22 protein-coding genes and 1 pseudogene are annotated in these 19,811 nt (G+C 63.5%); 9 read left to right on the forward strand and 14 right to left on the reverse strand.

Annotation, left to right across the window (positions count from 1 at the left end; translation table 11 throughout):
- Positions 1-155: 155 nt before the first annotated feature.
- Positions 156-491, reverse strand: a complete 336-nt coding sequence (locus tag E9677_RS15170) for a DUF6107 family protein (RefSeq protein ID WP_136558894.1) — start codon at positions 489-491, stop codon at positions 156-158.
- A 234-nt stretch (positions 492-725) separates the two neighbouring features.
- A complete protein-coding gene (locus E9677_RS15175; RefSeq protein ID WP_235882962.1) occupies positions 726-1,292 on the reverse strand; it encodes an alpha-ketoglutarate-dependent dioxygenase AlkB in 567 nt (188 codons plus the stop codon).
- A gap of 91 nt (positions 1,293-1,383) precedes the next feature.
- On the opposite strand from E9677_RS15175, the pseudogene E9677_RS15185 reads away from it, so the two are divergent.
- A pseudogene (locus E9677_RS15185) lies at positions 1,384-2,452 on the forward strand (NAD(P)/FAD-dependent oxidoreductase).
- 20 nt (positions 2,453-2,472) lie between these two features.
- Here the strand turns inward: E9677_RS15185 and E9677_RS15190 are convergent.
- Complete coding sequence (locus E9677_RS15190; protein WP_136558898.1) at positions 2,473-3,645, reverse strand: phage portal protein; 1,173 nt, start codon at positions 3,643-3,645, stop codon at positions 2,473-2,475.
- Between the two features lie 45 nt (positions 3,646-3,690).
- On the opposite strand from E9677_RS15190, the gene E9677_RS15195 reads away from it, so the two are divergent.
- Together E9677_RS15195 and E9677_RS15200 are read left to right on the forward strand one after the other, a co-directional pair.
- Entirely contained in the window at positions 3,691-3,921 is a 231-nt protein-coding gene (locus tag E9677_RS15195) for a hypothetical protein (protein ID WP_136558899.1), read from the forward strand.
- Positions 3,922-3,925: 4 nt separating this feature from the next.
- A complete protein-coding gene (locus tag E9677_RS15200; RefSeq protein WP_136558900.1) occupies positions 3,926-4,324 on the forward strand; it encodes a type II toxin-antitoxin system death-on-curing family toxin in 399 nt (132 codons plus the stop codon).
- Positions 4,325-4,336: 12 nt separating this feature from the next.
- On the opposite strand, the gene E9677_RS15205 is transcribed toward E9677_RS15200, so the two are convergent.
- Positions 4,337-4,642 (reverse strand): Dabb family protein, encoded by a 306-nt coding sequence (locus tag E9677_RS15205; RefSeq protein WP_136558901.1) that lies wholly within the window; start codon positions 4,640-4,642, stop codon positions 4,337-4,339.
- A 76-nt stretch (positions 4,643-4,718) separates the two neighbouring features.
- Positions 4,719-5,339, reverse strand: coding sequence for a glycoside hydrolase family 19 protein (locus E9677_RS15210; protein ID WP_136558902.1), 621 nt, complete (start codon positions 5,337-5,339; stop codon positions 4,719-4,721).
- Positions 5,340-5,547: 208 nt separating this feature from the next.
- Between E9677_RS15210 and E9677_RS25745 the strand changes: the two genes are divergently transcribed.
- Together E9677_RS25745 and E9677_RS15215 are read left to right on the forward strand one after the other, a co-directional pair.
- Positions 5,548-5,673 (forward strand): hypothetical protein, encoded by a 126-nt coding sequence (locus E9677_RS25745; RefSeq protein WP_268960310.1) that lies wholly within the window; start codon positions 5,548-5,550, stop codon positions 5,671-5,673.
- Between the two features lie 358 nt (positions 5,674-6,031).
- On the forward strand, positions 6,032-6,388 hold the full coding sequence (locus tag E9677_RS15215) for an endonuclease domain-containing protein (RefSeq protein WP_136558903.1): 357 nt from the start codon (positions 6,032-6,034) through the stop codon (positions 6,386-6,388).
- 167 nt (positions 6,389-6,555) lie between these two features.
- Here the strand turns inward: E9677_RS15215 and E9677_RS15220 are convergent, their stop codons facing one another.
- The 8 genes from E9677_RS15220 to E9677_RS15255 all read right to left on the reverse strand — a co-directional run bounded on the left by E9677_RS15220 (position 6,556) and on the right by E9677_RS15255 (position 15,090).
- Complete coding sequence (locus tag E9677_RS15220; RefSeq protein WP_235882963.1) at positions 6,556-8,043, reverse strand: DNA-packaging protein; 1,488 nt, start codon at positions 8,041-8,043, stop codon at positions 6,556-6,558.
- Between the two features lie 127 nt (positions 8,044-8,170).
- On the reverse strand, positions 8,171-8,593 hold the full coding sequence (locus E9677_RS15225) for a VOC family protein (protein ID WP_136558904.1): 423 nt from the start codon (positions 8,591-8,593) through the stop codon (positions 8,171-8,173).
- Between the two features lie 206 nt (positions 8,594-8,799).
- Complete coding sequence (locus tag E9677_RS15230; protein WP_136558905.1) at positions 8,800-9,288, reverse strand: hypothetical protein; 489 nt, start codon at positions 9,286-9,288, stop codon at positions 8,800-8,802.
- Positions 9,289-9,647: 359 nt separating this feature from the next.
- On the reverse strand, positions 9,648-10,826 hold the full coding sequence (locus E9677_RS15235; RefSeq protein ID WP_136558906.1) for a GGDEF domain-containing protein: 1,179 nt from the start codon (positions 10,824-10,826) through the stop codon (positions 9,648-9,650).
- 194 nt (positions 10,827-11,020) lie between these two features.
- Positions 11,021-11,371: a carboxymuconolactone decarboxylase family protein gene (locus E9677_RS15240; protein WP_136558907.1), complete on the reverse strand. Its 351-nt coding sequence runs from the start codon at positions 11,369-11,371 to the stop codon at positions 11,021-11,023.
- A 161-nt stretch (positions 11,372-11,532) separates the two neighbouring features.
- Entirely contained in the window at positions 11,533-11,739 is a 207-nt protein-coding gene (locus E9677_RS15245; RefSeq protein WP_408014721.1) for a heavy-metal-associated domain-containing protein, read from the reverse strand.
- Positions 11,740-11,806: 67 nt separating this feature from the next.
- Positions 11,807-12,250, reverse strand: coding sequence for a Cu(I)-responsive transcriptional regulator (gene cueR, locus E9677_RS15250; protein WP_136559077.1), 444 nt, complete (start codon positions 12,248-12,250; stop codon positions 11,807-11,809).
- A 185-nt stretch (positions 12,251-12,435) separates the two neighbouring features.
- The gene (locus tag E9677_RS15255; RefSeq protein WP_235882964.1) at positions 12,436-15,090 is read right to left on the reverse strand and encodes a heavy metal translocating P-type ATPase; all 2,655 of its coding nucleotides are present in this window, start codon (positions 15,088-15,090) and stop codon (positions 12,436-12,438) included.
- 122 nt (positions 15,091-15,212) lie between these two features.
- Here E9677_RS15255 and E9677_RS15260 point away from each other — a divergent pair, with 122 nt between their 5' ends.
- The 3 genes from E9677_RS15260 (at position 15,213) to E9677_RS15270 (ending at position 16,273) form a co-directional block, all read left to right on the forward strand.
- Positions 15,213-15,566, forward strand: coding sequence for a hypothetical protein (locus E9677_RS15260; RefSeq protein ID WP_136558908.1), 354 nt, complete (start codon positions 15,213-15,215; stop codon positions 15,564-15,566).
- 99 nt (positions 15,567-15,665) lie between these two features.
- Positions 15,666-15,995 carry a type II toxin-antitoxin system RelE/ParE family toxin gene (locus E9677_RS15265; protein ID WP_136558909.1) on the forward strand — a complete coding sequence of 110 codons (330 nt, stop codon included), beginning with the start codon at positions 15,666-15,668 and terminating at the stop codon, positions 15,993-15,995.
- Positions 15,992-16,273: a helix-turn-helix domain-containing protein gene (locus E9677_RS15270; RefSeq protein WP_136558910.1), complete on the forward strand. Its 282-nt coding sequence runs from the start codon at positions 15,992-15,994 to the stop codon at positions 16,271-16,273. The genes E9677_RS15265 and E9677_RS15270 overlap by 4 nt, the downstream gene beginning before the upstream one ends.
- A 324-nt stretch (positions 16,274-16,597) precedes the next feature.
- Here the strand turns inward: E9677_RS15270 and E9677_RS15275 are convergent, their stop codons facing one another.
- Positions 16,598-17,062, reverse strand: coding sequence for a YcgN family cysteine cluster protein (locus tag E9677_RS15275; protein ID WP_136558911.1), 465 nt, complete (start codon positions 17,060-17,062; stop codon positions 16,598-16,600).
- A gap of 307 nt (positions 17,063-17,369) precedes the next feature.
- Between E9677_RS15275 and E9677_RS15280 the strand changes: the two genes are divergently transcribed.
- Positions 17,370-19,592, forward strand: a complete 2,223-nt coding sequence (locus E9677_RS15280) for a transglycosylase domain-containing protein (RefSeq protein WP_408014733.1) — start codon at positions 17,370-17,372, stop codon at positions 19,590-19,592.
- Positions 19,593-19,811 lie beyond the last annotated feature (219 nt).

The following is a 19,811-nucleotide window of genomic DNA, read 5'->3' on the forward strand; positions in this document are numbered from 1 at the left end:
CGTCTCCTCGTGAGGTTGATTGTGTGTCGGCGCCTCCACCTCCCCCTTGAGGGGGAGGTCGCCGCAAAGCGGCGGGTGGGTGTGACCACGCTCGACCGCTGCGAATTCTCGTGAGGCAGTCGCCCCTCCCCGGAGCTTCGCTCCGACCCTCCCCCTCATGGGGAGGGTGGAGACCCACCCACCTTGTCCCCCGCCCGGCCCGTCAGTCGCACCAGCACCCCCAATCCCCACCAGGCGGTGAAGGACGCCAGCGTCGCGCCCGCCAGCATGATCTCCGCCGGTGACAGCCGCGCCTCGATTCCGAGCTGGCCGGCGCCCCAGACACCCGTCGGCCCGCCGAAAATCAGCCCGCAGGCAAGCCCGGTCAGGAAGCGGACCGCCGCCTCGCGACGATGTTTGGGAAGCAGATAGACGAGCGAGATCGCCGAGCCCGCGACAGCACCGATCAGACGCGCGGAGGTCACTCCGCCGTTGTGTCCGAAATCAGTCATTTGTTCATCTTTCGCGATTAGCTTTTGGATGAGCGCCGGCCGGAACGATCCCGCCGAACCAGGCTGCGGCCGGCGCTTCTTTTCCTTTTCCGAGTCAATCCAGGGCTTCACGCGTCAGGTGAAGTGGGAGCGAATTGCCTAGTCCCTGGAATCGCTTGGCGGCAAAAGTTCACGGATCGATTCCGGAGGTTGAAAGTACGGATGAAGCCGCTGCACCTCTTGCCCTGCCTGCAGTCAAAACCGCATCGTCCGAAAGGTCAGCGACACCCGCCGCTGCCGCATCACCCGCATCCCTTCGATCACGTCCGACCGGCGCGCCGGGATCCCATGCGTCCAGTCGCGTCGCGCCGGTCCGGCGAGCACTAGCAGCGAACGCGGCGGCAAATTCGCCGCCCGCCTCACTCCGCTTTCAAGACAACCAAACCGCATCTCACAGGCCGAGAGCAGACTGAGCGAAGCGACCACTTCGCCAAAACAGGGCTCGCAATCGACATGCGCGCTGATCTCCTGACCGGGGAGATATTCGTTGGCAATCACCTGGTCCGACACGGCGGCGAAACGCCCTTCCGCAACCAACCGCTCCGCCAGTGCCTGAAGCGCCTCCGGCAGCGGCCCGATCCGGCTGTCCAGCGTGGCGCTCCTCGCCCGGTAGTCATAGCGATAACCGAAATGCTGCACCCGCCGCTTCATCTCGCCACTCCAGTCACCGGCGTCGAGGAACGCGATCAGCGCCGTCTCGTGCACCGGCGTGATCCAGTCTGGGATGAGACTGGCGCCGGTGGGGACGTGAGTGTCGGGCAATCCTGCTCCTGTAACCGTCATTCGCGTGTTACTCGTAAAAGCTACCTGCCCGCATCATTACACGCACTCATCGCATTTCAAGGTTGCCATCATGCCATTGCAGAAACGCCGCATCATCATCGTCGGCGCCGGCATCTTCGGAACGGCGCTGGCCTATCAAATGGCCTCACCTCAATCGGAAGTCGTCCTGATCGAGAGCGGACCAGGACCGGCCTGTGGTGTCACCGGTCGCCTTCGGCTGGATCAACACCGTCCACGGAACACCCGGCAGCGAGAGTTACGCCCTGTGGCAGAATGCTGTAGGGGACTATCCCGCACTGATCCACGACCTACCTGAAATCCTCAGTTTTTCGCGACGTGGATCCCTTCTCTGGCATGCCTCCCCCGAAGAGACAGACCATCTCTTCACCACACGGCTGAACGCGGGCGAGACTGTGGAGCTGGTGGATCACAAGGCGATCAGCCGGCTGGAACCCCATCTGTGCAATGTCCCCGAACTGGCCGTCTTTTCGGTCGACGATATCGCCATCGATCCGATCCGGTTGGCCGGAACGCTTCTCAACGCGGCCCGTGCCCGCGGTGCTATCGTCCGGTTCGACGAGACGGTTTGGTCCATCGAAACGAAGAACGGTCGCATCGAGGGTGTTCGAACTTCTGCGGGCCTGATCAAAGCCGATTATGTCATCCTTGCCGCTGGCCCGGGCACAAGCGAGCTGGCGAAGCAGCTCGGCATAGACATTGGCATGGCCATGGCCCCGGCTCTGCTGCTCCGATATGCCTGCAGCACCCCGTTCATCCGCCATATCCTCGATGGCCCACGCGTCGAAGTGCGCCAGAACAATGACAACGCCGTCATCATCGCCGAGTCCCGGCGTGAGGACAATCAGGGCGACAGCCCCGAGAGCATCGGAGACCGTTTCCTGTCTGTCCTTGCCGACGAATTCGACCTGCCCTCCCCTCTGTCGCTGATCAGCGCAGAGATCGGCAATCGCCCCACCTTTCCGGACGGCATGCCACGCTGCGGCTTTCTCCCTGGCGTCGAGGGCCTCTATATCACCGGCGGCCATCCCGGCCTCATCCTTGCACCTTATCTGGCACGACTGGCGGCACGGGAAATCCTGCATGGAGAGATGCCGGCCCACCGTTTCCCCTCATCCTGAGGTACCGTCGACATTCCCCCTCAATACCCCACAGCCTCCCGCTTCTCCTCATCCGTCAAGAACCCAGCCGCCCCCACCCTCGCCCAGAGCGCGTCGCGTTCCGCCGAAAGCCCCGCCACCGTATCGAGATCCGGTACCAGCTTCAGCTCCTCGCCCGTCAGATCGCCGAGAAAGCCCGAGAACGAAGCCCCCGTCCGCGTCACCAGGGGCAGCACGGTCAGGCGATAAAAGGCGCGGTTGGCCTCCTGATAATTCGCATAGGTGTTGTCGCCGGGAATGCCGAGCAGCATGGGCGGCACGCCGAAGGCGAGCGCGATGTCGCGGGCAGCACCGTTCTTCGCCTCGACGAAATCCATGTCCTTCGGCGACAGCCCCATCGACTTCCAGTCGAGGCCGCCCTCCAAGAGCAACGGTCGGCCCGCCCGCATCGGGCCTGAATAACCCTCGTCGAGTTCGACCTTCAGCCGCTGATACTGGTCGGTGGAGAGATTGCCGCCCTCCTTCGGCTGATAGACCAGGGCGCCAGAGGGCCGTGCCGAATTGTCGAGCAGCGCCTTGTTCCAGCGCCCGGCCGCATTGTGCAGGTCGAGCGCAACTTGCGCTGCGGCGAGCGGCGCAAAACCCTCGTGGTCGTCGAGCGGATGGAACAGCTTCAGATGCAGCAAGCCATCCAGCGCAATGCGCCGCGCCCGGGTGCCGGCGCGGTATTCATAGGCCGACGGCCAGCCGTCCGCCCCGGTCACCACGCTCACCCGGTCCGGCCGCAAGAGATGCAGTTCGGCAGTCCGGGCCGTCGCCTGCAGCCCCGCCCCGATCGCCTCGACATAGGCATTGCCCGATAGCATCAGCTGGCCATAGAGCGCTTCGAGAAAATCCGCCCCCGTCATCGCCCCGTTCGGCCGTGTGAGAAGGACAAGCGCCGGATGCTCCGGCCGCTCCGTCTCGCGCCGATAGGCGAGAAAACCAATGCTGGCGGCTGCTTCCGAGACCATGCGCACGCAGCGATGCGCGACCGGGTTCTTCATGAAGCCTTCCCGCGCCAGCGCCGCATAATTGCGCCCCGTCCACCGCGCCTCGCCCTCGCCGGCAATCAGGGCGAGCGCCGTGCCCGGGCGTGGATGCAGCGCCTTTTCGTCGCGCGCAGGGGATCGATCCGGGGCTTGAGCCCAGGGCATGCGGAAGGGGAGTTTCATGGGGGTGTCCTCTGGAATGGATGTCGATGCACGGGCAGCGCGGCCATGCTCGTCAAAACACCAATCTTGCGCTATATTCGCTTTATGAGTTCAAACAAGAAAATCAGCCTAGATGACCAGAGGCGGAACCGGGATAGCCGCAAAGCCGCGGTCCCGTCTTCTGAAGGCGTCGCCCTGAAGACCGCAAAGCCGGTTGCAGCCAGGCCGGATCTCGACGATTTCGTCGCCGATCTGCTCGTTACCGACAAGATCATCCTGGACCATTTGGCCAAGTAAGCGCATGAGCGGGCCTCGCTGGATCGCAATCGAGGATGTGATTGCGATCAACAGACGGCTGCTTCTCGGCACGCCGGAAAACCACTTCCTGCGGGATCGTTCCGCCCTTGAGGGCGCAGTTCACCGTCCGCGTTTCCAAGCTGAGTACCGGGAGATATCTTCCCTCTCCTGGCTTGGTAGCTGCCTGATCCAGGCCATTGGCAAAGCGCATGCCTTCGAACAGGGCAACAAGCGGACTGCCTGGCTCGCAGGACGCTACTTCATCGCCATCAACGGGTACAGGCTGTCGGTCGCGCCTGAACTGCAGGAAAGCCTGAAATACGCAATCGAGGATCTGATCGTCGGCGACCACGAGCCCTCACTCCTCGCCGACCAGCTGGAGCCATTGCTCGAAGCGTCCTGACCCTCCGCGCGCTCACACCCTCGCCCGCACCGCCTCTTCCACCTCATAATCCGCCGCAAAGCGCTCCTCGCGCAGCGGCTTCACGCGGCGGATGCTCTCCTCATACAGCGGATGCGCCTTGTACGCGGCAAGGGCTGCCTCGTCCTGGAACTCGCCATAGACCACGAGATCGATGCCCTGGTCGAAGCGGTCCGTCTTGGCATTTGTGCCGATCTCCAGCCGGGTCGCACTCGGGATCTCCGTCAGGATCGAGAGCCCCGCCCTGACCGCCTCGAGATTCTCGGGGCGAACCGTGAAGAAGACGATATGGCGGATCATGGGGCACCTATAAGACCTGTTGCAGCGCAAAAGCCGATAGCATCGCTCTGCCCGCCGCTCAATGCGCTCCATGAGTTCACACCATGAGACCCGCCCGGATCGCCGCATCGAAGATCCGCGCCGTTACCGCGATTTTCCTCGCCCGGTCCGTGCCGTTGACGATCTTTCGCGCACCGGTCCAGTCAGCCTTGGTACCGGCAAAGCAATCCGACAGCCTCGCGCCTGAAAACAGCCCCTCGGTCATGCCGACCACAAGGATGGTTGCGGCGACGTCCAGCCGCAGGGCCAGGTCCGGCGCCTGGACGAGATCGAGCGCGGTCACCCGGCTCATCTTCTCGTAGTTCTCGCGGTGGGTAATCTGCACCAGCCCGCGGCCATAATAGCTACGCCCGGCTTCATCGCGCCGCCAATAGGGCGTCCGCACGGTGGGCAGCTTGCCCGCCCGCCAGGCCCGCTCCAGCCGCGATACCGCCTCCTCGTCCGTTCCGGCAAAGGTCTCGCGCACGGCTTGCATGGTCCCGCCGGTCTCGTGATGCGCGGTCGCCAACATGTAGGCCAGCCAGCGCGGATCGGCCCAGCCGCGGGCAGAAAAGCGCGTCAGCACTGCCTCCACCCCGTCCACCTGTCCTTGGGACAGCCGCCCGCCGAACACGGCGTTGCGCAGCCCCGCGAAGACGATTCGCCGGTCGATCCGCATGGTCAAATCCTCGATGTCGGGAGGGGATCGGCCGCCATGGCGCGCTTGGGCGCGGCGGCCGTGAAAAAAACTTCGGAATTAAAACGATTGAAGAAATTTCAATCGTTTAGAGCTCTGTCCGTTCACATTTACAAAGGTTTAACACTGTGGAACTTTCGCCCCACAGCAACGTTTGGAGCCCAGACTTCCAAACCCGAGGAGGGAAGAAATGCAGACGACCACTTCGACCAAGACCGCCGCCCCGGCAACCATCCCGGCCCATGTCCTGCAGCGCCTCGAAAACGAATGGCGCCAGGTCCGCCAGCCGGCCGCCCCCACGGCTTCTGCCAAGTAAACCGATCCACCGCATTGCCTTATGAAGCCGGTGCCTGAAAGGGTGCCGGTTTTTTCGTTTGAGGGTGCCAATGTAACCGATCCCCTCACCAACAAAATCTGAGGTTTAGCCCTGATCAGGCTAAGCCCTCGATTTTGTAACCTCTCCCAGAAAGGGCAGAGGGGGCGATGCCGTAACCGCGCGCCCCTCTCCCCCCATGTGGGGGAGAACGCGAAATCGAAGGCTTAGGCGAGCGCAAGCCGCCTAAACTTCAGATTTCGCAAGTGAGGGGATCGGTTCAGTGGGCACCTCACGACAACTCAACTCCTTGCCACCACAACCCATAAGCGCATACTGGTCAAATCCAACAGGCCAGCCCATGCGCTACGAACCCAAACCGATTGCCCGAACCCGGGCGCGCCAGATGCGCGCCGACCCCACCTCGCCCGAGGCCAGCCTCTGGCGAACACTCCGTGACCGCCAACTCGCCGGGGCAAAGTTCCGCCGCCAGGTGCCATTACGTGGTTACATCCTCGATTTCGTCTGCTTCGAGGCGAAGCTGATCATCGAAGTCGACGGCAGCCAGCACAGCGACAGCGCCCACGACCTGCACCGCGACGCCCTCTTCCGCGCCGAAGGCTTCCGCATCCTGCGCTTCTGGAACGACGAGGTGCTCGAACGTCTCGACGATGTCTGCCGGCATATCCTCTCGGAGCTGCGCAATGGCGGGGAGTGAAGTGTGCCCACTGAACCGGTCCCCTCACCAACAAAATCTGAGGTTTAGCCCTGATCGGGCTAAGCCCTCGATTTTGTAACCTCTCCCACAAGGGGGAGAGGGGAAGACTACGCAAGCCGCCTAAATTTCAGATTTCGCAAGTGAGGGGGTCGGTTCAGTGGGCACAATCACACCCCCCTGATCCGCGGCTCGCCCCCACCCTCCAGCATCAGCGAAGTCAGCGCCCAGACCAGCGCATCGAGCCGATCCGGCGAGCGCCCATTCGACAAGCCGTCTCCCCCGAAATCACACATCTGGTCCTCGAGCTCCGGAAACCGCCCGGCATGCAAGACCCGCCCCTGTTCATACAAAGCCGCCACCGGCTCGGCGCGCAAAAACTTGCCGCGCGTCGCCCGGACGGTCGTCACCGGCAGTCGCGCCTCGATACCCTCGAGCACGGCGCGCACCATGTCGCCACCCTGGTTGATCTCCGCAACCACCCGGTCGGCCTCGAAGCGCCGATAAGCACTCACCACCGCCCGCGCCCAGCCCGCAGGGCCAGCCCCCTCCACCGAACAATCCGAGAGCACCACCGCCTGGCCATTCTCCTTCAGCCCGGCCACCACGATACCGCAGCAGGCCTGGACACCACCCGCCGGCGGATCGACCGCCACCACGATGCGGCGCAGCGGCTCGGCCAGCTTCACTACGATCTCGTCGAGCCGCGCCCGCTTCCACAAGCCATCCGCCCGGTCCTCGATCAGCTCGCCGTCCAGCTCCTGCCGCCCCAGCCGCGTGCCGCCATAACGCGCTTGAAGAGCGCCCAAAAACCCCGGCGCCAGATGCCTCGCATTGGCCGATGTCGCCATCTTCGTCAGCCGCGTCGCCTCGTCCGCCATCAGCCGCTTCAACAACGGCACCGGCCGCGGCGTCGTCGTCACCACCTGGCGCGGACGGTCCCCGAGCCTCAGCGTAAACTGCAGCATGTCGAAGGTCTCGTCGGCATGTTTCCATTTGGCGAGCTCGTCGCACCAGGCGAGATGAAACTGCGGCCCGCGCAGGCTCTCGGGGTCTTCCGAGGAAAAGATCTGTGCGATCGCCCCGTTCGGCCAGACCAGCCTGCGTCTCGAAATCTCCACCACCGGCCGCATGCGCCGCGCAATCCGGGCCAGCCCCGAGGCCCCGTCGATCATCACCTCGCGGGCATCGCCCAGCGTTTCCGCCACCAGAGCAATGCGCAGATCCGTGCGCTTTCCAGCCGCCAGCACCTCGGCTTGCACCCATTCGGCGCCGGCCCGCGTCTTGCCCGATCCGCGCCCGCCCAAAATCAACCAGTTGCGCCAGTCTCCGTCGGGCGGCAATTGCTCGGGCCGCGCCAGAAGTCGCCAGTCCCGAACGAGAAAGGCGAGATCTGATGGCGTCAGGCTGGATAAATCGGCAGCCGCCAGACGGGAGAGGTCGGCGAAACCGGTCGGGAGGCCTCGGCCTCCATCGCTCGCCGCCAGCGCCTGCGGCGCCATGCGGTCGGCCAGCTGCGCAAAGCCCGCCCTCGCCCTGTCAAAGCCATTCGCGAGTGTTTCAACTCGATCGGCCAGACCGCCGGCCAGACCGGATGCCGCCTCTATTCCCTTCGCCTGCCGATCCCGCTCCAGCCTTCCCGGGGACTTCGGCGTCATCGGCAACCTCCCCGCGCCTTTGATCGGCACGCACATACCGGCCCTCCACCCCGGAAGCGCCCCTGCCAAAGCAGGGGAGCCGAAGGGTAAACCCGGTTGATAAAAGCTCGGCCGGAGAGGTCTCGCCTCAATCGGGCGGCAGCATCTGCGGGTTCCACACCACTTCCCAGACATGACCGTCCAGGTCCCGGAAGTAGCCCGCATAGCCGCCCCAGAAGGTTTCCTGCGCAGGTTTGACGATGGTGGCGCCCGCCCGTTCAGCGGTTTGCATGATCACATCCACCTCCCCGCGCTGATGCACATTGTGGCCGATGGTGAAGGCGGATGGACGCGCTGGCCCCTTTTTCAACCCGGTATCATGGGCGATGTCGTCCTCAGCCCAGACGGCGAGTTTCAACCCGCCGTCAAGGTCGAAGAAGGCGACCGCGCCGTGTTCGAACTCACGGCCCATGATACCCGCACTCGGCAGGCCGAGCCCCTCGCTGTAAAAGCGAAACGCCCGCTCGAGATCGTCCACGCCCAGCGTGATGACGGAAATTCTTGGTTGCATCGGAAAACCCCTACTATGAGCGCCGACACGATGTCGGCACTTTCATAGTCTTGGGCCGTTGCTGCGCAACGGAAGGACCCGAAAATTCCGGGGGCCGGGCCAACCTTCCCGCACCTAACCTGTTTCAGACATGCAAAGGCTAGACCGTCGCCTTTCCGTCGTCAACCAAGCGCGCAGCCATCACAGCCGGCGATCGCACGGAATCGTCATGCGCCTTCCGCGTATGCCAGCGGCGGCCCCCGCCCCTCGGCCAGTCCCGCAACCTCCGCCATCCGGACCGCGACCGCCGCGTCCAGCCGCTCGGCCACAGCCTGCTCGACCCGCGCCGCAATCAGCGCCTCGACCTCACCGCGCAAAACCTCCGGGTCGCGCGCCTCCAACAGCCGTTCCTCGGCATCGAGCCGGTCGCGCTCCAGCTGGCGCAAGAGCGCATCGCTCTTTTCCAGTGTACGCACGATCAGCGCAATCGCATCGGTCGCAGCCTTGATGTCGGCCCGCGCCTGCTTCGCCAGCCCCTCGTCGGCCCCGTCGAGCAGGCTCTCGGCACCGGCCCGCAACCGTCGAAACAGGTCGAACTGGGCGCGCATCTCGGTGGTGAATTCAAAGAGCAGTAGCTCCAGCTCCCCCGCCCCGGCCGCCTTCACCTCGATGACGTCAGGCAGTGCGTCGATCGCCTGCGGATCCCCATCCAGCATGGCACCCTCCGAAACGAAAAAAGGCCCGCATGGCGGACCTTCGAAAACCTTGTCGGACCCGCTTCAGGCCCCGCGGCCACAGCTTTCCGATCATGCAACAAACCTATCCGACGACCGTCACGGTGTCAAGGATTATTTTCCTATTTCACGTCATACCTACCTCCCCCCATGCGGGGGAGGACGGAAAATCGAAGGCTTAGGCGCGCGCAAGCCGCCTAAACTTCAGATTTTCCTGGAGAGGGGCACAGTGCAGTTGGCGACATCCTTACAGAGCCCCTCTCTTGCGAAATCTGAGGTTTGGCCCCGATCGGGCCAATTCCTCGATTTCGCTTTCTCCCCCGCACGGGGGGAGATGGGCCTCACCCCGCCTTCGACCTGTTCCGCCCCGCACTCTTCGCCTCATACAACGCCAAGTCCGCCCGGGTCACCAGGTTGCGCGGATCGCGCAGGCCGCTCTCCCCTGTGCCGGCATAACCGACGGAGACTGTGACATGGACCAGCCCATCGGCGCGGGCCGGATGGGGGATGGCAAGGTCGCGGACTGTGCGCACCAGCGCTTCGGCGAGGAAGGCCCCGCCGGTCTCGGTTTTCACGGCAAAGAGCAGGGTGAATTCCTCCCCGCCGTAGCGCGCGGCAAACCCGTCGTGGCGGGCGGCAAACGCTTGGAGGGCGGCGGCGATCCGGCGCAGGCAGTCGTCGCCGGCGACATGGCCGAAGCGGTCGTTGAAGGCCTTGAAATGATCGACATCGACCATCAGCAGCAGCACGTCGCGGCGCTCTGTGAGCCAGGTGTCGAGCGTCTCGTCGAGATGCCGTCGATTGGCGATGCCGGTCAGCATGTCGGTCAGCGTCAGGTCGCGCAACGCGTCGCCGCGGCGCTCGGCCCGGTCGGCCCGGTTCTCGGCGTCATATTGCGCCAGATAGCTCAGACAGCGCTGTCTCTCGACATGCCAGTTGCCATAAAGCGTGAAAAAGAGCCCGGTCACCACCTGAACGGTCAGCGGAAAGACGAGGTTCTGGTCGAGCCCCGGCTTGGCGTGGAGGACCCAGAGCGCCGTCACGCAGGTGACGGTGGTGAAGACCAGCGCGAGCCGGAACCGCAGCACCAGCAGCATGTTGCCGAAGAGCAGCACGAGCGGCAGTTCGCCCAGCGTATAGCTGGCATAGGTCGATTGCGAGATGTAGACGAGATAGAGCGGCAAAAGGCTCGCGACGAACATGCCGCCCAGGAGCAGCAATTCGCGCACGGCCGGTGGCACGCGCGGCACGAGGAAGAAAATCGCCAGCGATCCCGGCACCAGCACGAAAAGGCGCATCATCACCGTGAACGGCTGGATATCCGCCATCAGGTGGAGGCTGGTCAGGTTGTAGATGTTGTAGACAATCAGGCCGACGATGATGGCATGGCGCAGGTGTTTGATGCGCTCGGCGCCGAAGTCGCGCTCATGGGCGCGCTCCACCTCGGGCGGCATACGCAACAGCCAGTCCAGCCGCCCCTTCGAGCCGGCCTCACCGGCGCCCGTCCCGCTGGCGCTCATCCGATCGGCGCCCCTGTCTGGATCACTCACGCATGTCAGTCCCCGGCCGGCGCCGACCCCACATCGGCACCTGGAACAATCATCCGTAAGGCTTGCGAATATTTCCCTAATTTAGCTTGGAAAAATACCGCTATTCCTCAGAATTCGGGGGATGTCTGCGATCATCACAGATGGCCATCGCCCCCCGATCTCGCTCAGGCTTCCGGCCCGCCGAACTGCTCCCAGGCCGTCATGGCATCGCCCGCATACATCAGCGAGGGACCGCCGCCCATATAGACCGCCAGACCCAGGGTCTCCTCGAATTCGGCCTTGGTGCAGCCGAGTTTGATCAGCGCTTCCGTGTGGAAACCGATGCAGCCGTCGCAGCGGGTCGAGATCGCAATGCCGAGCGCGACCAGTTCCTTCACCTTCTTCGACAGCGCGCCATCCTTCGTCGCCGCACCCGCCATGGCCGAGAAACCCTGCATCACATCGGGAATGTCCCTGCGCAGGGTCTTGATCCCGCTCGAGATTTGCTTGGTGATGGCGATGTAGTCCTTGCTCATGGCGGCTTCTCCAAAAATATATACGATAATACATATATATTTAGCTTCGCGGGCAATGCAAGAGAGGCAGTGGGCAGTGGGCAGTGGGCAGTGGGCAGTGGAGAATTACCTCGGTACTGCCCAGGCTACAGGCTAGCGGCTACTGCCCCTTGCCAACTCCCTCAGATCTCCCGCACCGGCGTATAGCCTGCCTCGCGGATCGCCTGTTCGGCCAACACCGCATCGCCCTCGACAAAGGCCTTGCGGGCGGCGAGATCGATGGTCACCGCGCTTCCCGGCAGAACCTCCGCCAGCGCCTTCACCACGGTCTTTTCGCAATGGCCGCAGGTCATGTCCTCGATCTTGAAGATGGTCTTTCCGATCATCATGGTTTTCCCTTTTCGCGCGTCGCGCATTCGTGTTCTTTTGATTGTCACCCTTCCCACGGGGGCAAGGTCAATCCCCGCAACAGTCCTTGTCTGCCGTGTTCGCAGTGGTCTTTTGCCGCAGTGGCCGCCCTTCGAGATCGGCGAGGATCGGGCAATTCGGCCGGTCATTGCCCTGGCAGCGATCGGCGAGATGACTGAGCGTATCCCGCATCGCCTGCATCTCGGCGATCTTCGTCTCCAGCTCCTCGACATGATGAAGCGCGAGCGCCTTCACTTCGGCACTCGCCCGCTCCTTGTCGTCCCAGAGCTTCAACAGCCGCTCGGTCTCCTCCAGCGAAAAGCCGAGCTTGCGCGAGCGGCGCACGAAGCGCAGCCGGTTGACGCTGTCGGCATCGTAAACCCGGTAATTGGAAGCCGTCCGCCCGGCCGGCGAGATCAGCCCGATTTCCTCGTAATAGCGGATCATCTTGGCCGAAACGCCGGAGGCTGCGGAGGCTTCTCCGATATTCATGGTCATGGTCTTGTTCTCCAGGTTTCACCTTACCTCCCCCCTTGCGGGGGAGGATGGAAAATCGAAGCTTTAGGCCAGCGCAAGCGGCCTAAACTTCAGATTTTCCCGGAGAGGGGAAAGGTTCCGCTTGCACCGTCCTCACCGTGCCCCCCTCTTGCAAAATCTGAGGTTTAGCCCTGACCGGGCTAAGCCCTCGATTTTGCTTTCTCCCCCGCAAGGGGGGAGACGGTTTCCGTCACCCTCGCCTTCTTCAACCGCAGCGCATTGGTCAGCACAAACACGCTCGACAGCCCCATCGCCGCCGCCCCCAGCATCGGCGAGAAGGTCACGCCGAAGAGCGGATAGAGCAGCCCCGCCGCGACCGGGATCAGCGCCACATTGTAGCCGAAGGCCCAGAACAGGTTCTGGCGAATATTGGCCATCACCCGGTCCGAAAGCTCGATCGCATGCAGCGCGCCCATCAGATCGCCATTGACCAGCACGACATCGGCGCTTTCGATCGCCACATCCGTGCCCGTGCCGATCGCAATGCCGGCATCAGCCGTGGCGAGTGCCGGCGCATCATTGATGCCGTCGCCGACAAAGGCGACGCGCTCACCTTTCGCCTGCAGCTCCTTGATCGCACTCACCTTTCCCTCGGGCAGCACTTCCGCCACCACCGCGTCGATGCCGGCCTTCCTGGCCACCGCGTGTGCCGTTCTGGCATTGTCACCCGTCACCATCATCAGCTTCAGCCCGCGGGCTTTCAGCGCCGCGATCGCCCGCGCGCTCGTCGGCTTGATCGGATCGGCCACCGCAATGGCCGCTGCCAGCTTTCCGTCGATTGCCACATAAAGCGGGCTTGCGCCTTCATCGGCAAGGCGGGTCACTGTGGCCTGGAGATCGTCGGCGCTTGCCCCTCCCCCCTGTGGCGAGAGGTTGGCGATGGGTTCTTGCATCACGCCGAGCTTGACCATGAACCGATCAGCCCCCGCCGCAATCCGGCGACCCTCGACCATGCCCGTGACGCCAAAGCCCGCCACGGCCTCGACATTGTCCACGGCCGAGAGCGCGATTGCCCGCGCCTCCACGGCCCTCACGATGGCATCCGCCAGCGGGTGTTCCGAGCGCGCCTCGAGGCTCGCGGTGAGCCTCAGCACATCAACCTCGTTGAAGCCCTCGGCCGTGACGATCTCGCTCACTTCAGGCTTTCCGGCGGTGATCGTGCCCGTCTTGTCCATGACAACCCAGTCGATGCCAGCAAGGCTCTGCAGTGCCTCGCCCTTGCGGAAGAGCACGCCGAGTTCGGCCGCCCTGCCCGTGCCGACCATGATCGAGGTCGGCGTGGCGAGCCCCATGGCGCAGGGGCAGGCGATGATGAGAACCGCCACGGCGGCCACCAGGCCGTGGGTGTAGGACGGGTCCGGCCCAACGATCAGCCAGATCAGAAAGGTGACGACGGCAATGCCGATCACCGCAGGCACGAACCAGGCCGTGACTTCATCGACCATTTTCTGGATCGGCAGCTTGGCCCCTTGTGCCTCCTGGACCATGCGGATGATGCGCGAGAGCATCATGTCGGCGCCGACGCCCGTCGCCTCGAAGCGGAAGGAGCCGGAGCCATTGACCGTGCCGCCGATGACGGTGGCGCCGGTCCCCTTTTCGACCGGGATCGGCTCGCCAGAGATCATCGCCTCGTCGACGGCGCTCGCCCCGTCGATCACACGCCCGTCGACCGGAATGCGCTCGCCCGGCCGCACCACGACGACATCACCGATTTTCACCTCGGGCAGGGCCACGTCGTGTGTCTTCCCGTCCCGCTCGACCCGCGCGGTTTTTGCCTGCAAGCCGGCCAGCTTGCGGATCGCAGCACCGGTGCGGCCCTTGGCACGGGCTTCCAGCAGCCGGCCGAGCAAGATCAGCGTGACGATGACGGTCGCGGCCTCGTAATAGACATGCCGCGCATCCACCGGCAGCAGGCCGGGCGCAAAAGTGGTCACCAGCGAATAGAGATAGGCCGCCCCCGTGCCGATCGCGACCAACGCGTTCATGTCGGGTGCGAACCTGACGAGTGCGGGAATGCCCTTTAGATAGAAGCGCCGACCGGGGCCGGCAAGCACTGCCGTCGCCAGCGCAAACTGCAGCAGATACAGCGTGTTGCCGGGGAATACATCCATCAGCACATGATGCAGCGGCGGATAGAGATGCCCACCCATTTCCATGACGAAAAGCGGCAATGTCAGCACAAGCGCGATGAGAAAATCGCGTTTCAGCCCTGATATCTCGCGCTCGCGCCGCGCCTCGCGGCTATCACCCGCCGAGGCCAATCCGGACGGCCTGGCGTCCGGCGGCAGTCCCTGCCCGGCAGCAGCGTTCTTTTCCGCCCCTTCGCCGCCGGGCTCGTCGCCACCTGACAGCCTGACGGCATAGCCAGCCTTGGCCACGGCAGCGCTCAGCGCCGGCAGCGCCTGAACACCCCCAAGCACCTTCACCACGGCCTCGCCGGTCGCCAGATTGACGCTCGCCGTCTCGACTGATGGCACTGACTTCAAAGCCTTCTCGACCCGCGAAACGCATGACGCACAGGTCATCTCCTCGATCTCGAGCACCACCGTCTGCGCCTTCGCCTCATAACCGGCCTTTTCGATCGCCGCGAGCAGCGCTTCGGCCGAAAATCCCTCACCCGGCGTCACCGATAACGTCTCGGTGGCAAAATTCACCGCACTTTCGGCGACCCCCGGCACGGATGCCACAGCCTTCTCCACCCGCCGCACACAGGATGCGCAAGTCATGCCCTCAACGGGCAGAAGGATCGGTTGGTTCGTATTCTTGGCCCCATCGGGCCTGGACTGCATGTTCATAGCGGTCACCTCCGCCATGATAGATGGACCTTCCCATCATGGGAGGGTCAAGGGCATGAGCGATGTTTTTATCGAAACAGGGAATTTCCGCTCAAAGCCCGAGGTCCACGACCGCATGAGGGATGCCAGAGGCATCTTCCCTCCTCCCCCGCCCTCGTCCCGCCTGGCAACAGCGCCGGCATCGCCGCGACCTTCTCGCAGGACGGTGTTCTGCTCGCCTATATTCGCGAGGACGGAACGCTGATGACATCGAACGGCAGCGAGCAATTGCTGGCGGCACCTTCGACAGCGAAACGTCGCCCACAATCGGCGAATTCGCCACCCGCTGGAGCACAAATTTCGACGCCGCTGCCGTCTATGCCGAAGCGCTCGCAGACGCGCAAACTCGTCTCGACGAAGCGCAGGACTGGGCCGATCGCTGGCAGGCCAGTCTGTACGAGATCCAGGGAATCCTGATGCAGGCGCAATCCGTGTAATACGAACCAGCTGGAGTGGCGGCGCCCCGGCTACTGTCGAGCCCGCCCGGATCTGATCATCGGCTTGTCGCAACATACAAAATATTGTATAGATTGAGCATGAAACCCGTCGTGTTCATCGGCAGTGCTTTGCAAGAGCTGCGGACCTTTCCGGCGACGGCGAAGCGCGAGGCAGGCTATCAGCTTGATCGGGTGCAGAATGGCTTCGACCCCAGCGACTGGAAGGTCATGGCCGGCCTGGGCTCGGGCGTCCAAGAGATCCGGATCAGAGATGCGAACGGGGCGTTTAGAATAGTCTATGTCACCCGCTTTGCCGAAGCAGTCTACGTGCTGCACTGCTTCCAGAAAAAGAGCCAGAAGACCGGAAAACTCAATCTCGAACTTGCCGCAAAGCGGTATGGCGAACTGATGAGGGAACGCAAGACATGAACCAGGAAACCTATTCCAGCATCTGGGACGCCATCGAAGACACACCGGCGGAAGCCGAAAACATGAAGCTTCGAGCCAAGCTCATGACAGCGCTCGAGCAGCATATTGTTTCCAAAGCCTGGACCCAGGCAGAAGCCGCGCGCCAGCTGGGCGTCACGCAACCGAGAATCTCTGACCTGAAACGCGGGAAGATCGACCTCTTCGCCCTCGACGGGCTGGTGACCATGGCAGTCGCAGCGGGGCTGACGGTGGAGATGAACGTGACGGAGGCGGCGTGAGGCGATGGCGCGACAAAGGACACGACGATCGCGCTGGATGAAATCAGTCGGCGCCGGAGCCGCCTTTCGGATTTCTCTCTACATCCTTCTTCCGTCTATTACCTTGCTTGATGCAATCACGAACCCAGCCGATCCGAAAAAATTCGTTCTGATCTTGCTCATAGGCCTAGGCATCCCCGTGGCTGTCTTTGGCGTGTGGCTGGAGGTCAAGTCTATTCTCAGGCGTGCCAGAGCGGTTCACGAGCGCACTGTCGACTGATTGGACTCTGCTGTTGCGTTGCCTTAGACGAACAATCGAGAGCACAAACTGCTCTGGTCGTCCCCCTACCTCTGCTCCTCGCCAACGCGCATCGGCCAATCCACCACGTAATCCTCGAGATCCTCGACATCCAGCCCCTCTTCAGAGATCGTGCGGCCGCGGGCTGAAATGCCGGCCTGGTGCACGGTCTCCGGGCTACCCGAGACCAGCGGGTGCCACCAGTAGAGATCGAGCCCCTCGTCGACCAGGCGGTAGCCGCAGGTGGGGGGCAGCCACTGGATTTCGCGCAGGCCCTGAAGCGTCAGCTGGATGCAGTCGGGCACGGTCGCCTGGCGGTTCTCGTAGTCGGAGCAGCGACAGCTGTCGCCGTCGAGCAGCTTGCAGGCAACCGAGGTGAAGACCACCTCGCCGGTTTCCCAGTCCTCCAGCTTGTTGAGACAACAGAGGCCACAGCCGTCGCAGAGGCTTTCCCATTCGGCATTGCTCATCTCGGCGAGCGTCTTGGTCTTCCAGAAGGGTTTTTCGGTCATCGTCTCGTTCAACTGACTGTCGTTTCACAGCGCCATATCGGGCATCCGGCGGCGGTGTGTGCTGCGGTCCGACCAAAGCCGGTGGCAGGCTTGCAACGCCCCTGGCCAAAAGCTCGGTTCAGCCGGTGCCGGGTTCACCATGGCCCGCGAAACCGCTTGTCCTTTCGCGGCAAATCGCCCATCACTCAAATAAGACGACCTGCCCGCAATCCGCATGGGTCCTGATCCTTATCGGCGGGCGCGTCAAGCAGCGGACAACAAGTTTTCGGGAAAAGCCACGGTGGCCGACAGCGACAAGCCTGACGATATGGAGCCCATGGAGCGCCTCGGCGGTGGCGATCTGGACGCCCGGCCGGACCGTGGCGACACTGCGGACACGCCTGCGCCGAAGCTCAAGCGTCATGTCTTCCTCAAAATAGACAGCTGGCTCGATTCCACGCTGTGGAATGCCGGCTATGACCTGACTGAAGCCTGGGAGGAGATCACCATCTTCTTCCGCCGTTTCCGGGTGCGGGGGCTGACGAAACTCGGCTTCGAAGTCGCGGGCGAAGCCATGACGCTCGGCACGGCCGGCATGGTCCTGCTGCTGGCGCTCGCCCAGCCCGCCTTCGAGGAAACCAAGACGGACTGGCACAATCACGACAATTTCGCCGTCACCTTCCTCGATCGCTACGGCAATACAATCGGCCATCGCGGCATCATCCACGAGAATTCCGTGCCCGTCGACGAACTGCCGGACCACCTGGTGAAGGCGGTGCTCGCGACGGAAGACCGGCGATTCTTCGACCATTTCGGTATCGATTTCGTCGGCCTTGCCCGCGCCATGAACGAGAATGCCAAGGCTGGCGAAGTGGTCCAGGGCGGCTCGACGCTGACGCAGCAGCTCGCCAAAAATCTCTTCCTCACCAATGAGCGCTCCATCGAGCGCAAGATCAAGGAAGCCTATCTCGCGCTCTGGCTGGAGGCGAACCTCTCCAAGCAGGAGATCCTGTCGCTCTATCTCGACCGCGCCTATATGGGCGGCGGCACGTTCGGCGCGGCGGCGGCCTCACAATTCTACTTCGGCAAGAACATCACCGAGGTGACGCTGGCGGAAGCCGCGATGCTGGCCGGCCTGTTCAAGGCGCCGGCGAAATATGCGCCCCACGTCAACCTGCCGGCGGCGCGTGCCCGCGCCAACGACGTCTTGAGCAACATGGTGCAGAGCGGGCTGATGACCGAGGGCCAGGTGGTCGCCGCGCGGCGCAACCCGGCCTCCGTCATCGACCGCAACAAGAAGGAAGCTCCGGACTTCTTCCTCGACTGGGCCTTTGAAGAGGTGCAGCGTATCGCGGCGACGTTCAAGGACCATACGCTGGTCGTGCGCACCACGATCGATCTCGGCCTGCAGCAGGCGGCCGAAGAGGCGGTCGCCTCGTCGCTGCGCGAATATGGCGAGAGCTACAATGTGCGCCAGGGTGCGGTCGTGATGATCGAGAATGGCGGGGCCGTGCGCGCCATGGTCGGCGGGCGCGACTATGGCGAAAACCAGTTCAACCGCGCGACGCGGGCGCTGCGCCAGCCGGGCTCCTCCTTCAAGATGTATACCTATGCACTGGCCATGGAGAACGGCTACACACCGGAGACGGTCGTGGTCGACGGGCCGATTTCCTGGGGCAACTGGAGCCCGCAGAACTACGGCCGCAGCTATGCCGGCCGGGTGACCATGGAAACGGCGCTGGCGAAATCGATCAACACGATCCCCGTGCGCCTCGCCAAGGAAAAATTCGGCATCGATGCCATCATCCAGACTACCAAGGCCTTAGGGGTCGAGACGCCGATCAAGAAGGACGTGACGATCCCGCTGGGCACTGCGGAAGTGACTGTCATGGATCAGGCGACGGCCTATGCCGTGCTGCCGGCCGGCGGCAAGGCATCGCGGCGCCACGGCATTGCGCAGATCAGCAATTATGCCGGCGAGGTTCTCTACGATTTCGAGCGCGACGCTCCGGAGGCAGCGCAGATCCTGAGCGAACAGGCGGCGGCCTATATGAACCAGATGATGACCAAGATCCCCTATATCGGCACGGCACGGCGGGCGGCGGTCGACGGGGTTCTGACCGGCGGCAAGACCGGCACGACGCAGGCATACCGCGACGCCTGGTTTGTCGGCTATACCGGCAACTACACGGGCGCCGTCTGGTTCGGCAATGACGACTACACGTCGACCAACAACATGACGGGCGGCTCCCTGCCGGCCATGACCTTCAAGAAGCTGATGGACTATGCCCATCAGGGCATCGACCTGAAGGTCATTCCCGGCGTCGACCAGCCCATGCCGGAAAAGGAAGCCAAGCCTGTTGTCGCCGATGCCGCCAATCCGGATGCCCTACCGCCCATGGTGCGCCCACGCTCGCTGTCGGCCCAGTCGACGCGGCTGATCCGCGACCTCGCGCTGCGGCTGAAGGCGGCGGATGGGCTCTCGCTTCCTGCCGCCGGCACGGCACAGGCCGCAGCCGAGCCTGATATTACCGGTGCAACCACACGTTAAGACAATCACAGGTTTACCGGCCGCTGAGGACGCGGGGCGCGTGCACGACGTGCAGTCGCTGATTCGGCCCTCCCCCGGCGCATGGGCGGCCGGATCAGGCCCTGCTATCCTGAATTGAAACGGATTTCCGCCGCCTGACGGGCCAAATCTCTCGGCGTTTACGCCTGGTTAACCATACCGCCCTTGATCATCCATGATTTCTCGTATTGGTACATTGCC

It is taken from the genome of Peteryoungia rhizophila, from assembly GCF_004912145.1.
In the GTDB taxonomy this organism is placed as follows: domain Bacteria; phylum Pseudomonadota; class Alphaproteobacteria; order Rhizobiales; family Rhizobiaceae; genus Allorhizobium; species Allorhizobium rhizophilum.